Annotated in this window: 11 protein-coding genes; 4 read left to right on the top strand and 7 right to left on the bottom strand. The window is 59.9% G+C overall.

Annotation, left to right across the window (positions count from 1 at the left end):
• Positions 1–50: 50 nt before the first annotated feature.
• Together PSH81_RS12165 and pssA are read right to left on the bottom strand one after the other, a co-directional pair.
• Positions 51–3,830, bottom strand: a complete 3,780-nt coding sequence (locus PSH81_RS12165; RefSeq protein WP_305392610.1) for a hypothetical protein — start codon at positions 3,828–3,830, stop codon at positions 51–53.
• Positions 3,831–3,987: 157 nt separating this feature from the next.
• On the bottom strand, positions 3,988–5,331 hold the full coding sequence (pssA, locus tag PSH81_RS12160) for a CDP-diacylglycerol--serine O-phosphatidyltransferase (protein WP_226457007.1): 1,344 nt from the start codon (positions 5,329–5,331) through the stop codon (positions 3,988–3,990).
• 125 nt (positions 5,332–5,456) lie between these two features.
• Here pssA and PSH81_RS12155 point away from each other — a divergent pair, with 125 nt between their 5' ends.
• Positions 5,457–6,020 carry a TetR/AcrR family transcriptional regulator gene (locus tag PSH81_RS12155; RefSeq protein ID WP_226457006.1) on the top strand — a complete coding sequence of 188 codons (564 nt, stop codon included), beginning with the start codon at positions 5,457–5,459 and terminating at the stop codon, positions 6,018–6,020.
• Between the two features lie 54 nt (positions 6,021–6,074).
• Positions 6,075–6,554: a nuclear transport factor 2 family protein gene (locus PSH81_RS12150; RefSeq protein ID WP_226457005.1), complete on the top strand. Its 480-nt coding sequence runs from the start codon at positions 6,075–6,077 to the stop codon at positions 6,552–6,554.
• A 74-nt stretch (positions 6,555–6,628) separates the two neighbouring features.
• Here the strand turns inward: PSH81_RS12150 and PSH81_RS12145 are convergent, their stop codons facing one another.
• The 4 genes from PSH81_RS12145 to PSH81_RS12130 form a co-directional block, all read right to left on the bottom strand.
• Positions 6,629–7,786, bottom strand: a complete 1,158-nt coding sequence (locus tag PSH81_RS12145; protein ID WP_192301177.1) for a PQQ-dependent sugar dehydrogenase — start codon at positions 7,784–7,786, stop codon at positions 6,629–6,631.
• Between the two features lie 11 nt (positions 7,787–7,797).
• Complete coding sequence (locus PSH81_RS12140) at positions 7,798–8,112, bottom strand: hypothetical protein (RefSeq protein ID WP_226457004.1); 315 nt, start codon at positions 8,110–8,112, stop codon at positions 7,798–7,800.
• Positions 8,113–8,229: 117 nt separating this feature from the next.
• Positions 8,230–9,129 carry a lipid A hydroxylase LpxO gene (gene lpxO / locus PSH81_RS12135; protein ID WP_192301179.1) on the bottom strand — a complete coding sequence of 300 codons (900 nt, stop codon included), beginning with the start codon at positions 9,127–9,129 and terminating at the stop codon, positions 8,230–8,232.
• Positions 9,130–9,330: 201 nt separating this feature from the next.
• Positions 9,331–10,578 (bottom strand): Wzz/FepE/Etk N-terminal domain-containing protein, encoded by a 1,248-nt coding sequence (locus PSH81_RS12130; RefSeq protein ID WP_370694893.1) that lies wholly within the window; start codon positions 10,576–10,578, stop codon positions 9,331–9,333.
• 308 nt (positions 10,579–10,886) lie between these two features.
• Here PSH81_RS12130 and PSH81_RS12125 point away from each other — a divergent pair, with 308 nt between their 5' ends.
• On the top strand, positions 10,887–11,273 hold the full coding sequence (locus tag PSH81_RS12125; protein WP_192301181.1) for a TIGR03067 domain-containing protein: 387 nt from the start codon (positions 10,887–10,889) through the stop codon (positions 11,271–11,273).
• A gap of 10 nt (positions 11,274–11,283) precedes the next feature.
• Here PSH81_RS12125 and PSH81_RS12120 read toward each other — a convergent pair whose 3' ends face one another.
• On the bottom strand, positions 11,284–12,090 hold the full coding sequence (locus tag PSH81_RS12120) for a bifunctional 2-polyprenyl-6-hydroxyphenol methylase/3-demethylubiquinol 3-O-methyltransferase UbiG (protein ID WP_305392609.1): 807 nt from the start codon (positions 12,088–12,090) through the stop codon (positions 11,284–11,286).
• Positions 12,091–12,244: 154 nt separating this feature from the next.
• On the opposite strand from PSH81_RS12120, the gene PSH81_RS12115 reads away from it, so the two are divergent.
• Complete coding sequence (locus tag PSH81_RS12115) at positions 12,245–13,483, top strand: MFS transporter (protein ID WP_305392769.1); 1,239 nt, start codon at positions 12,245–12,247, stop codon at positions 13,481–13,483.
• Positions 13,484–13,511: the final 28 nt, after the last annotated feature.

The raw sequence follows: 13,511 nt of genomic DNA, 5'->3' as shown, positions 1-13,511 counted from the left end.
CTGGGCTGTGCATTCAAGCGGTGGAATGCACAACCCGCGGGCGCTGGTGCTTAACTGGTGCTGGCGTCGGGCTTGAAGTCAGTCAGCGGGGCTCCGGTTGGCTTATGGGTGAGCGGGTCAATCGCATACCACGCGACGCCCTGCTGCACCGCGTATAACCTGCACTGCTGGCTCACACCCAGGCGGCTTCCAGGGTAAGTGGCGCTGGCCGCGGGGGTGACACGCAACGTGTCGTACACCCCAAGTCCCCACCGGCATCGCTCAAAGGCAGTGGCCCCCATATAAAAGCCTTCACCAGCAGTCACAAACTCACCGGCCAACGCACGCTGGGCGGTCTTCATGACGTCAATCGAGCTGTCGAGCGGGTTGAACACGCTACGCACCAATGTCGGCGCCCCCTTGAGCCCGCGCATGGCAAACCCACGACCGCCGTACGGTACAACGACTTTCAAGCCCTTGAAGAATGCTTTGGCCCCAGCCACCCCGCCTGTCACGGCGAACGAGCCGAAGTCGAGCAGCAAGCCCTTGATGCCAGCCCCGACCTTCCCTTCGGCGATATCGGCAATCGCTCCGACAAACGGGATCATGCTCAACACCGTCCTCACGTTCAGGTTGGAAAAAACCGCGCTCGAACTGAAGGGGTAGTTACGTATTTTGTGATACGTGGTGGGCTGGTTGGCATAGTCGATCAGTTGCGTGCGCTTCTGATCAAAGGTGACATCGAGTATCGCGTTGGCGATCGCAGTGGTTTTGTCCGATGCCCAACTGTTCGGTACATAATCGGCACCCGGCGCGGGCCAGTTTTCCAGGCCCAGGCCCGGCAATGCAGCACCTGCTTTTTCGATAATGACGTTCGACTTTACGTTGGGACGCGGGTCCCCCCCGCTTTTATAGGCCTGAAAATCAAACGACTCCGGCAGGCCGTCACGAAAGGACTCGCGCCTGCGCGCTACCGTTCTCTCTTTCACTTGCCCGCCATAGACCTTGAGGCTGTCGCGCAGATCGTCGCGCCTGATGATCTTCATTGACCCCGGGAAAAACTCTAAATACCCACCCGTAGGGCTCGTCGCTTTCGTGTCGTAGCGAATCAACACCCCCTGCCTGCCGATTTTTTCGGCCACACCCTCAGGTTCGTATTGATCGTCCAGCAGGGTTTTGCCCGTGGCTTCACGCAGACTGAATACCTGGATGTCGGCAACCTCCAGGATTCGCCGCACATCCAACGGCGCGTTGGCGATCATCTGCCTGATTACCGTTGCGTGAGCGCTACGGGCATCGGCCAAATGCTTGTCCACAGCGGGTTCGACCAATGAGGCAATGTTCGGCAGCTGCTTGATGCGCTCGGAATAGGTTTCCCAGGAAATCTTCGGATGAACAAACGCGTAATCCTTGAGGTTGTTCAACACTTTTATCAGGGGGGGCACAAGAACGTGTAAAAGCTCCGGCGGAGCTTGTTCATAAAGGATCACGTCGGTTAAAAGCGGCCCAGACACACCCGTATGGCCCCGCGCTGCAGTGTCCATAGGCTGCAATCTGAAATCGCGGATCTCCTCCTCTGTCATCTCGGGAAACAGTAGCGCCAGTTGTTTGATCAGCAGGTTTGTCTGATTGGGCGTATCCCTCGTCAAGGTTTCGAATGCCTTGCCAATGCCCACCTCTCGGTCGACAAACGCTTGCGTGGCCGCTCGGTAGTCCTCTGACGAGTAATGTCCATCGGTACGCTTGGGAATCACGCCAGTCATCACGGCCCAATCCAGCACCGGTTGCGCGCCAAGGCTTTTGATCAATTGCTCCTGTTCATCTACCACCGGATTGAGCCGAGCAAGGGCATGGGCCTGGGTAATGTTCAATGCCCGCGAACTGCCTGGGCCGCCCAGTTTTTCCGACAGGGCACAGGCAAGTCGCAGGTTGAGCCAGGACGTTGAACCGATGCTCACTTGCCCGGGCGACAGCTTCAGTGCTGCAGGCGCTTGCGCCGGCACTTGAGGGTCGGGCTTGAGCAGGAACTCGGGGGCAGCCTGCGCCAAAAACAGGTGGGCAATCAGCGGCGCAGTGATCGCGTCCGCGCCTTTGCCGATCAAGTGCCGTTCAATGTCTCGGCGCTCCTCCTCCAGCGTACGACCGAGATTACTGGCGCGATAGATCTGGTGGCCCGCCACTACGCCCGGCTTACCGGGTACATCTGCCGTGATGCCGGTCTTGATCGCGGTTGCCAGGAGCTGATGCCGGGTTGCCCGTGAAAGCGCCCGCCCCTCGGCCACCTCGGCCATGTTCAGCAGCCGAGCCAGGGCCTGGGCTTTTGTTTTGGCCTGTGACGAGTCGAAGAAATGTTGAAGTTTCAGGTGGTCGTCGTCGGGCATGCCTGACGGGAACGCGTGGTTGCGCAGTAGGCTATGCACCGAACCAGGCCCGGCGGCCTGGGCCCTTAATGTGGCCAGATCCGTTGGCGATAACGCTCCAGGGCCCCAGGTATAGGGCGTCAAGCCGGCGTAATCAGCGCCTATGGGCGAAGGCGGCAACGTGCTGCCGAGCCAGTCGATGACGGACTTCACTTGCCCGACTGTCGTGGGCGTCCCGAGCTTAGAAAACGCCAGGTACTGACGCGCATCGTAGGTGGGCTGGGAGCACAACGCGTTGCCGGTCGCCTGGCTCTTTTCAACCAGTTGATCAAACTCAGTGCGCAGCGTGCCAATGGCCGCTTTTTCCTGGGTGTTGCCGTTCGCCTGGACCTTACCGATCTCATCGTCCAGATAGGCCTGTAATGACTGCCATTGCAGGTTGTCGCCACGCAGTTGCAGTTGCCCGTTCGAGATCCGGTAAACGTTATCGTCGCCGCCTAGCCCGATTTTCTGGATAAACGCCTGGAATGTCGGGGTCGCCAGCCATTGCAAAAACTGCTCGCGCGGCGCCTGGCTGATTTTTGCCAGCGTCGATTCGGGGTCGATCAGCACAGGCTTATCAGTCAGGTTGAGCTGATCGCCCTCGGCTTTAGCGTTGATCAGCGCCTGCAGTTGGGACGCCAGCGCTGGGCGCGTATCGCGGTCGCTGTTTTTCTGCAAAAGCTGCGAGAATTGTTCGCGCCAGTGAGCCCGCTTGTCGTCAGTAATGGGTGGCCAGCCGTTATCTTCCAGGGCCTTGCCCAACTGTGCCGCGTCCGCCGGTCGAGAGGGCGCATTCACCCCATAGAAGCCAAGTATCACGCGGACATCGCGAAAATCACCGGTTTTTGCATCCGGCATCAGCACCCCGGCATAGTCAGGGCACAATCTGTTGACGGCCTCGGTGACCTTCGCGCCAACCTCCCACCAGCCAGAGCCGTCAGTCGTGGTGAACCGTTGCCTGACTTTTTTGCCGTTGATATTCACCTCACCGTCGACCCCATCGTTGAAGATGCGCACGGTGGACACATCCAGGCCCTTGGACGCGAACCAGGCCTGCACCTTTGGCTCACGCAGGGCTTCGCCAAAAGCGTCGGTGAAGGGCTTGATCGAAGCATCGGGAGGAATGGGGTTGGCGTTGAGTTTGCCGGTGACCAGCCAACGCGCCAACGTGTCTTGCAAGCTGCTGTCGGCAGCCCTTGCACGCTCATCCGTTGGAAAAGCCCTGCTCGGCCTTGTCGTCACCTCACGCTTTCTGCGCCCAGAGGCCTGCTCAAGGATGACGAGCTTCAGTTGCTGGCTGCTTGTGCGCGGAGCACGACCCGGCAGCGGCGTTTCGGTTTGCCCTGATCGCCCTTGTAGGGCTGGGGGCTCAAGGGAGGTCGCAAAGGCGTTGTTCGGAACCGAAACAACTGCGCGCACAGACGAATAATCGAGCGGGAATGTCGGCATCGGGATTTCTCTTCACGGTTGAGGTCGCGAAAGTTCTCGTCCCTTAGAACCGTCCAAAGAAATCCTACAAAGCCACCTCAAGACCGCATGTAGTGTTTTCGCAATGCACGTGCTGCCAGGGCCCGTTCGGCCCTGGGAGTGGTTTCGGGTTGTGTCGCTACAGAATCCGGTACAGCAACCGTTCGATCCGCACCCGACTGACCCGCCGCAGAAACTTGCCCACCGCCGCCGGGTAGTCCACCAGGGTCTGCAACTGCGCGTAACCGTCGATGCGCGTGGTGTGCTGGAAAATCTGCGCCAGCTCGGTACGCCGTGGCTCCAGCCACTGGCCTTGCGGGTCATCGATCAGCAAGGCGTTTTCCAGGTCCAGCCGAAACGCCCGCGGGTTGAGGTTGTTGCCGGTCAGCAACGTATAGCGCTGGTCAACCCACATGCCCTTGAGGTGGTAGGTGTTGTCGCCATCACGCCACAGGTGCAGGTTCAACTGGCCGCTGTCGATCATCGGCTGGTGACGCTTGGCGAAGCGGCGCAGGCTGATTTCGTACAGGTACGGCAATGCCGCGATCACCTTGAACGGTTCGCTGGGCGGGATGTAGAAGTCGTTGGCGGTCTTGTCGCCGACAACGATGTCGATCTTCACGCCACGCGCCAGGGCACGGTTGATCTCGCGGGTCACCGGCAACGGCAGGTTGAAATACGGCGTGCAGATCGTCAGCTGGTGCTGGGCGCTGGCGATGAGCTCCAGGATCACCCGGCTCAACGGGTTGTTCTTGCCCACCCCCAGCAAGGGGCTGACCGACAGATGACCGTTGGGCAACTGCCCGCAGGTGGTGTCGTAGGCCGCGTGTTTGAGGCGGCTGCGCAAATCGCCGATGTCGTTGCGCAGGCTGCGGGTGGTCGGCGGGTTCGGCAGGTCGAGGCGATGCACCGCTTTGGACGCCACCAGACCGTGCTCGATCAGGTGTTGCATGGAATCGGCCAGCGGCTGGCTGTGAATCAGGTGATAGCGGTCGAAGCGATACTTGTCGAACTTGTGCAGGTAAACGTTGTTCAAGCTGGCGCCGCTGTACAGCACCGTGTCGTCGATCACAAAGCCCTTGAGGTGCAGCACGCCGAACAGTTCGCGGGTCTGCACCGGCACGCCATACACCGGCACTTCACTGGCATGGGATTGGGTCATCGCCTGGTACCAGGCGCTGTTGCCGGGCTGTTTGCCGGCACCGATCAACCCACGCTGGGCGCGCAGCCAGTCGACTACCACCACGATGTCCAACTCGGGCCTTGCGGCCTTGGCGGCATGCAGGGCGTCGTAGATTTCCTGCCCGGCTTCGTCCTGCTGCAGATACAGCGCGACGATGTAGATGCGGCGCGTCGCCTGGGGAATTTTCTCCAACAGGCAGCGGCGATAGGCATCGGCGCCGGACAGCACCTCGATGGCATCGGTGGACAGTGGGAAACCGCGCAGTTTAGGCAACAGGGAACGTTTGAAGAACGACGGCATAAGGCTCGCAATGGGTCGAATCCGAAGAGGCCCCGAGCTTACACCATGGGGGTGCTCAGGTCTTGCTGCGGCGCATGGAAAAAATTTAATTGACCATGAAGAACGATCGTTCTACTGTCTGCAACATGAACGATATGACCTATAGTGAAACCCGCGACATTATTCTCGACGTCACTGAAAAGTTGATCTACCGCCATGGCATCGCTGCCACCGGCATGGACTTACTGGTGAAAACCGCCGGCGTATCGAGAAAAAGTATTTACCGCTATTTCGCCAACAAGGACGAATTGGTGATTGCCGCCCTGCAACGGCGCGACGCGCGTTGGATGCAGTGGCTGCGCACTGAAGTGGCGCGCAGCGAGGGCAGTGGCGAACGCCTGCTGGCGCTGTTCACGGCGCTGAAGGCGTGGTTCGGCTCAGCCGACTTCCGTGGCTGCGCCTTCATCAACACCAGTGGCGAAACCGGCGACCCACAAGACCCGGTACGCCTGCTGGCCAAGGCGCATAAACAGAAACTGTTCGAGTACGCACTTGAACTGTGTCAAGCACATGGCACCGCCGACCCACCGCAGCAGGCCGCGCAACTGCTGATCCTGATCGATGGCGCCATTACCGTTGCCCTGGTGATGGGTGATTCAACAGCTGCCGATAAAGCGCAATGCATGGCGCGAACGTTATTGGGACTGTGAACGCACTTGCCTGGCAACTTTCGATAGAACCTTATTGTTTACAGGAGCTGCCCGATGTCATCTAACACCGAAACACGCCCGCCGTTGCCGCCGTTCACCCTCGAGTCGGCGGTCGAGAAAGTTCGCCTGGCCGAAGACGGCTGGAACTCCCGCGACCCGCAACGGGTGTCCCTGGCCTACACGCTGGACACACGCTGGCGCAACCGCGCCGAATTTGCTCACGGCCGTGAAGAAGCCAAGGGTTTCCTCAGCCGCAAATGGGCCAAGGAGTTGGACTACCGCCTGATCAAGGAGCTGTGGGCATTTACCGATAACCGCATCGCCGTGCGTTATGCCTATGAGTGGCATGACGACTCCGGCAACTGGTTCCGCTCCTACGGCAATGAGAACTGGGAGTTCGACGAAAACGGTCTGATGGCCAATCGGTTTGCCTGTATCAACGACCTGCCGATCAAGGAGAGCGAGCGCAAGTTCCACTGGCCGTTGGGTCGGCGACCGGATGATCATCCAGGGCTGTCGGACCTCGGCTTGTAAGCCTGCGCAGGATCAAACGGCGGGAGGGGACGTGCCCCCCTCCCGCCGTTTTTGACCACGTGGTGTCAGTACCATCAGTCCTGATTCAATCCGACCCGATACAACACGCCGTCATCTTCATCCGTCAGCACATACAAGTAGCCATCCGGCCCTTGCCGCACATCGCGAATCCGCGCTTTCAAGCCGCCCAGCAGGCGCTCTTCATGCACCACCTTGTCCCCTTCGAACTGCAAGCGGATCAATTCCTGGCTGGCCAATGCACCAATGAATGCGTTGTGCTGCCAAGGCTTGAAGCGGTCAGCGTCATAAAACGCCATGCCACTGATGCCCGGTGACTTTTCCCACACATGGTGAGGCGCCACCGTGCCTTCCGCCGTCTTGCCCTTGGCTTCCGGAATCGGCGTCAGGGAATAATTGATGCCGTGGGTTGCCAGCGGCCAGCCATAGTTCTTGCCACGTTCGATGATGTTGATTTCATCCCCGCCACGCGGCCCGTGTTCGTTTTCCCAGATCGTCCCACTCCATGGGTTGAGTGCCAGGCCTTGCGGGTTGCGCTGGCCGTAGGACCAGATCTCAGGCCTCACGCCGGCCTGCCCCACGAACGGGTTGTCATCCGGCACGCGGCCGTCCGGGTAAATACGCACCACCTTGCCTTGCAGCTTGTCGAGGTCCTGGGCGGTCGGCCGGTCGTTGTTTTCGCCCAGCGTCACAAACAGATAGCCGTCGCGGTCGAATGCCAGGCGCGAGCCGAAGTGGTTGCCGGTGGACAGCTTGGGCTCCTGGCGCAGGATCACCTTGAAATCCTTCAGCCCGCTCAAGTCGTCGGCCAATCGTCCGCGCCCGACCGCCGTACCGGCGGTGCCGCCCTGCCCGCCACCTTCGGCGTAGGACAGATACACCATGCGGTCCTGCTTGAAGTCCGGCGACAACACCACATCGAGCAGACCGCCCTGCCCTTTGGCCCAGACCTGCGGCACACCGCTCAGCGGTGCAGAGAGCTTGCCGTCCGGGCTGACCAGCCGCAGATGGCCGGGGCGTTCAGTCACCAGAAAGCCTTGCTTGTCCGGCAGAAACGCTACCGCCCAAGGGTGGTCCAGGCCCTTGGCGATCGGCGTGGCGGTGATGCTGCCTTGCTCACTGGGGAACTGCTGGCCATCGGCGGCGTAAGCAGTGGCCAGAGGCAGCAGCGTGCTGGTGCAGAGGACGGCGAGCAGCGTTTTACGTAAAAACATATGGCGAGTCCTTACCGGCGATTGCCGTTGGCATCGTAAGTGGGGGCTTTGGTTTCGGTGGCCGGACGGCTGGGGGCGGTATTACGCGTGGGGTAACGATTACCGATGCCGCCGTTTTCAAGGGTCGGTGCAGGTGGGGTCGGGCCAGTCCGGGGGCCGCGAATGGCCGGCGCATTGGGCTGGGTGCCCTGCATGCTGTTGGGGTTGGCCCGGTGGATCGGGCCGTTGTTGGCGTCGTTGTTGCCGGGCAGGTTTTGGGCCTGGGCCAGTGAGGTCAGGGCCAGGCCCACCGCCAGCGCGGCCAGATGACGTACACAACTGTTCATGACAAAGCCTCTCAAGGGCGAGTAGTACGTGCTTTCGATAGCACGCTACGCCCAGGGTTCGGCTTTGGTAACTAAATTGTTTCTCATCAGGTGTAACACGATCTGTCTGCGCCAGACTCAGATCAGCACGAAGATCATCGCCAATGCCGCAAAAATCGCCCACTTTTCCAGGTAATAACGCGTGCGGTTGCGCTTCTTCAGTTGTTTGCCACGCAGACGAATCTTGTACAGCCGCGTAAACGCTCGGTTCAGCCCGCCAGTCTTGTCGCCAGCGTCATTCGGCGAACCTGCGGCCGCCATCACGTTGCGGCTGAACCAGCGGTTGAATGCGCTCGCCCAGCGGTATTTCATTGGCCGTTCGATGTCGCAGAACAGAATGAGTCGGTTCTGCTGGGTGGTGTTTTCGGCGTAGTGGATATATGTCTCGTCAAACATCACCGCTTCGCCGTCACGCCAAAAATACTGTTCGCCATCCACATTGATGTAGCAACCGGGATCATTCGGCGTATCCAGGCCCAAGTGGTAGCGGTAGGACCCGGCGTAGGGGTCGCGGTGCCGCACCAGCCTCGAGCCCGGCGGCAACTCGGCGAACATCGCCGCTTTGATCGAGCCGATGCCTTTCACCAACTCCGTGGTGCGCGGGCACAGCTTCATGGCCGAGGGATGACTGTCGCCGTACCACTTGAGGTAGAAACGCTTCCAGCCCGACTTGAAGAACGAATTGAAACCCACGTCGTTGTATTGGTCCGAGCGCTTGATCGCCCCGGCGCGCATCAGGTTCTGGCCTTCTTCACGAATTTCCTGCCAGTGCTCCTGCAAGGGGCTCAGGTCCGGAAAGTCGCTGGGCGACAGGTACGGCCGGCTCGGCAGCTTGGAAAACAGGTAGAGAAAGCAGTTGATCGGTGCCAGGAACGTAGAGTGATCGCTCAGTTGGCGACCCAGTTTGTGGCGCACCCGGCCACGCAGGTGTACATACGCGATGCAAGCAACGTAGAGGCCAACAATGATGAGTTTCACGGGAATCCGTCACACGTCAGAAGAAAACAGGCTGCTCCTGCGTGCCCACGACGGCCGAGGTTTAATAAGCAGCAACTGAAATCACAATTCACAGACCGGCGACGCGCACGGTTGAATGACTCAGCGCGACGTCGCCATTGGCAGATATTTAGCCACAACTTGTAACCAAAGGTTAACTAAGAATTGTGAAAAGCTGTCCACTTAATGTGTAGAGGGTGTGCGTTCCCCCCGCATCTGGAAGAGATGGCGGATCAGGGCCAGCAACATCCCGAGCATCAGCCCAGCCGACAGGCTCACGACGATGATAAGCGCCTTGCGCGGTTTGATCGGGCTCAGCGGTTCCTGGGCCGGGCGGTCGATTGTCACCAGTTTCAGCCCGTTCATATCAATATTGAGGCCGCGCAGCCGTGCGATTTCGGCCCTGGGCCATTCCACATTCTGGATGAACATGTCGTCATCGCCACGTGCCTTGAGCGCATCGACTTCTCGATTCGCCTCCAGCAGACGCAGCTCCTTGCCGATTTCGGCGACGCGCTCACTGGTGAAGTCGTCGCCGGTGCGCTGCTGCAACGCGGCACGCTCGGCCTCCAGTGCTTGAGTGCCCATCAAGTAGAGCGCTGACGCCTGGTTCGTGACCTGCGTAGGTGATGCTTGGGGTGTGCCCACTGCCGAGGGCGTTTTTATTCCGGCGGACCTGGCAATCGCAATCGCTTCACTCAACTGCGCCAAACGTTGGGTGCGCTGCACTCGCAGCGCCAAGCGCAACGCATCGAGTTCGTCCTGTAGCTGGGCGCGTTTGATGCTGTCGTTTTCCAGTAATTGGGCGATTTTTGCCGCTTTTTCCCGCGCGTAATCTTTACGCGCGTTATCGATCTTGCCCTTGAGTTCCGCCAGACGATTGTTGACGATCACCGTCAAGTCGGCGCCAACCTGATCCCGCTGGCGAGCAATCGCATAGTCGATAAAACCGTTGAGGATCGCCACACCATCGACGCCTTTTGGGTACTGCATCTCCACCCGCAGGGACGCGTTGCCCGCGTCGCTGCCTTTGGAATCAAACAACATCAGATTGAATGCCTCAGCGCTTTGGGCCTGGCTGTATCCAGAGCGCTCATCGGCTGCAAGCAACGTGGGGTTCGCCCTGAAGAAAGCCAAACGGGTTTCGTAGGAATCCAGCTGCACCGCCACTTTGGCCAACGCATCCGCCGGTGACAGCTTGTACACATCGGAACGGTTGAGCGCATCCAACTCATTGATGGCTACCGGCCTCAGCACACTGCTGACCTGATACACCTGCGGCGACATAAACGCGTAAATGGCGCCCAGCAGCCCGGCGACAAGTGCACAGCCAGCCACCCATGTTTTCTGCTTCCAGATCGCTTGAAGCAGGTCAAACAGGTCGATTTCGTCAGAAGCGGGATGCTGGCGTAACGGATGAGTATTTTTCAACGTTGATATGCCCCGAAAAATTGTTACTCAGTGCCCAACTACACAGACCTGAATAACGACGGAATAAACAGGGGGCAACGTCAAGGACACACAAGGCGTCCTCTGTTACTGACGAAAGCATAGACGGTTGCGTGGCGGACACTGCCCGAGGGCCAGAAAATAACGCTAATCCATTGGCAAAAAAGGAAAAATCTCGGCCAGCGGAATAAAAGCAGACCATTCCTACAACCTTGTGAACTCAAGTTAACGGAGTAAAGTGAAGCCCCCCTAACGACTCGCGACCAGTCCAACAACAAAAAGGAATTTGTATGACATTTACTGCCGACCCAGACTTCCAGGCCCTACAAGGCATCTGGGAACAGACCGCGCTGGAAGACAGTGGCGTGCTCAACCCGGTCGATGCCCACAGCGCTCCAGGCGCCGTGACCACCATTACCGATGATCGATTCGAAGTGACTACCGTCGACGGCGAAGTATTGCTGGCTGGGCGGTTTTTCCTGGACAGCGCCGCTGTCCCCAAAAGCATTACCTGGATCGATGCCATCGGCGAAGACGCTGGCAAGCAGTTGCCCGCCAGCTATCGCCTTGAAGCGGATGAGTTTGTGTTTATTGCAGCAGATGAACATATGCCCCGGCCGACGGTATTCAGCACAGGGCCGGGGCAAACCATGCGTACCTTCGTGCGCAGAGCCTGAGCGCCAATGCTCAGCGCTTGCTTGCCGTCAGGGTAAAACACAACGGCAACTGCGCGAGCTGGTGCTCATATTGGTCATAGAGTTCCTCGCGGTTGGAATGCGGGTACTCCTGCAAATGACCAATCTGCAGGCCCGCCCCAATTGCCGCGGTGATCAGACTGCCCAAGGTGTGCACAAACCAATAGGACGTAGGCCCGGCCGTCTCACCCAGCCCTTCATAGACGATGGACTCCTGCAACACGAAAGGATCGCGCTGGAAATACGAGCTGGCGGGCAACTGCGGATTGTCTGCGCGTGGGTCAAACACTTCCAGGAACGGGTGGGTTTCATACATCACCAGCGTGCCGCCGGGCTTCAGGGTACTGGCGACATGACGCATGAACAGCGCCACATCCGGCATCCAGCCCAGTACCCCAATGGTCACCAAGGCCACGTCGAACCGTTCGTGCAGACGCTCGGGCAATTGATAGACATCGGCCTCGATAAACTCGGGGCTATGGGGCGAGACCTGTGCCAGCTCCCCTGCCTGCTGCAAAAAGGCCCGGGATTGATCCACACCCACCACCGAACGCGCGCCCAGGCTGAACAACGACAGGCATTCGCGGCCGTTGTTACAGCACAACTGCACCACGTCTTTACCGTCTACACCGACGTCTCGCAGCAAGGCGGTGATGGTCGGGTCCAGCCGCGAGAAATTCGGGTCGGCGACCGCGCGCAGCAAGCTCTTCCAATTATCGGTGTCTTTGTGCAACTGCGCCGACTGGTCCCAGGCGTGCTTGTTGCTGGTGATGGCCTGCTGGGCCGAGGGCATGTCCATTGCTTCTCCAGGGAGTTGTATTCGCGGGTACAGAAAGTAAGCCAAGCGCGTCGGGAATAAAACCCTGATGACGCCGCGAAACTAATCCCAAAGCCCGCAGGTCATTAACGCAATGCGTGTTCAGCCGTTGAACGCCGCCCCCGAAGAACCCGCCGTGGCCCGACATTCAGACCTGCGCAACACCCTGTCCCTCGACAGCCTCAACTTCTTCCTCGCGGACGTGCGTGACGGCCTTGGCCCCTACCTGGCGATTTACCTGCTGGCGTTACACAAATGGGACCCCGCCAGTATTGGTGTCGTCATGACCCTGGCCGGCATCGCTGCACTGCTTACCCAAGGCCCGGCCGGAGCACTGATCGACCGCACCCACAGCAAGCGGGCCGTGATCGCCATCGCCGCCATCCTGGTCACCCTCAGTTGCCTGCTGCTGCCTTTCGTCAGCTCGTTCAGCCTGGTGGCCTTGACCCAAGCGGCCAGTGCCGTCGCCGCCTCGGTGTTCGCCCCGGCCATTTCTGCGATTTCCCTGGGCATCACCGGACCACGCGCCTTCACCCGCCGCACCGGCCGCAACGAAACCTTCAACCACGCCGGCAACGCCACCGCCGCACTGCTGGCCGGTGGCCTGGCGTACTTGTACGGCCCGGTGGTGGTGTTTTACCTGATGGCCTTCATGGCCCTGGCCAGCGTGGTGGCGATCAGCTGCGTGTCGGCCAGCGCCATCGACCACGACGTCGCCCGCGGTTTCGACCCCACCCACAGCCGCGACCACACCCAACCGTCCGGCCTGCGCGTGCTGCTGGCAAACCGCCCGCTGCTGGTGTTCGCCATCTGCTGCGCACTGTTCCACTTGGCCAACGCTGCGATGCTGCCGCTGGTCAGCCAAAAGCTCGCGCAAATCAACCTGCACCTGGCCACACCGCTGACCTCCGCCTGCATCGTTGCCGCACAACTGGTGATGGTGCCGGTGGCCTGGCTAGTGGGCATAAAGGCCGATGTGTGGGGGCGCAAACCGTTGCTGCTGGCCGGCTTCATGATCCTGCCGGTACGCGGTGTGCTTTACACCTTGTCCAACGATCCCTACTGGCTGGTGGCGGTCCAGCTGCTTGATGGCGTCGGTGCAGGCATCTTCGGCGCCCTGTTCCCGGTCATCGTCAAAGACCTGACTCAGGGCACCGGCCGCTTCAACGTCAGCCTGGGCGCCCTGTCCACCGCATTTGGCCTGGGCGCGGCGCTGAGCAGCAGCCTGGCCGGTTTTGTCGTGCAACAGGCTGGGTACAATGCGGCGTTCCTGACGTTGGCGGGTGTGGCGACGGTGGCGCTGGGGCTGTTGGGCGTAGCGATGCCGGAGACGTTGGTGAGGGGGGCTTCGGTACGGCGTGTCACTGTTGCCTGAAGTCAAAAATCCCACCAGGATCGTCGAC

The sequence above is a fragment of the Pseudomonas sp. FP2335 genome, assembly GCF_030687535.1.
In the GTDB taxonomy this organism is placed as follows: domain Bacteria; phylum Pseudomonadota; class Gammaproteobacteria; order Pseudomonadales; family Pseudomonadaceae; genus Aquipseudomonas.
The sequence above is the reverse complement of the archived record's forward strand: the minus strand, read 5'-3'. Positions and strand labels throughout refer to the sequence as shown.

Excerpts from the sequence above, each read along its gene's own strand:
- PSH81_RS12165 (WP_305392610.1), bottom strand. The coding sequence starts at position 3,830 with ATGCCGACATTCCCGCTCGATTATTCGTCTGTGCGCGCAGTTGTTTCG.
- pssA (WP_226457007.1), bottom strand. The coding sequence starts at position 5,331 with ATGCCGTCGTTCTTCAAACGTTCCCTGTTGCCTAAACTGCGCGGTTTC.
- PSH81_RS12155 (WP_226457006.1), top strand. The coding sequence starts at position 5,457 with ATGAACGATATGACCTATAGTGAAACCCGCGACATTATTCTCGACGTC.
- PSH81_RS12150 (WP_226457005.1), top strand. The coding sequence starts at position 6,075 with ATGTCATCTAACACCGAAACACGCCCGCCGTTGCCGCCGTTCACCCTC.
- PSH81_RS12145 (WP_192301177.1), bottom strand. The coding sequence starts at position 7,786 with ATGTTTTTACGTAAAACGCTGCTCGCCGTCCTCTGCACCAGCACGCTG.
- PSH81_RS12140 (WP_226457004.1), bottom strand. The coding sequence starts at position 8,112 with ATGAACAGTTGTGTACGTCATCTGGCCGCGCTGGCGGTGGGCCTGGCC.
- PSH81_RS12125 (WP_192301181.1), top strand. The coding sequence starts at position 10,887 with ATGACATTTACTGCCGACCCAGACTTCCAGGCCCTACAAGGCATCTGG.
- PSH81_RS12120 (WP_305392609.1), bottom strand. The coding sequence starts at position 12,090 with ATGGACATGCCCTCGGCCCAGCAGGCCATCACCAGCAACAAGCACGCC.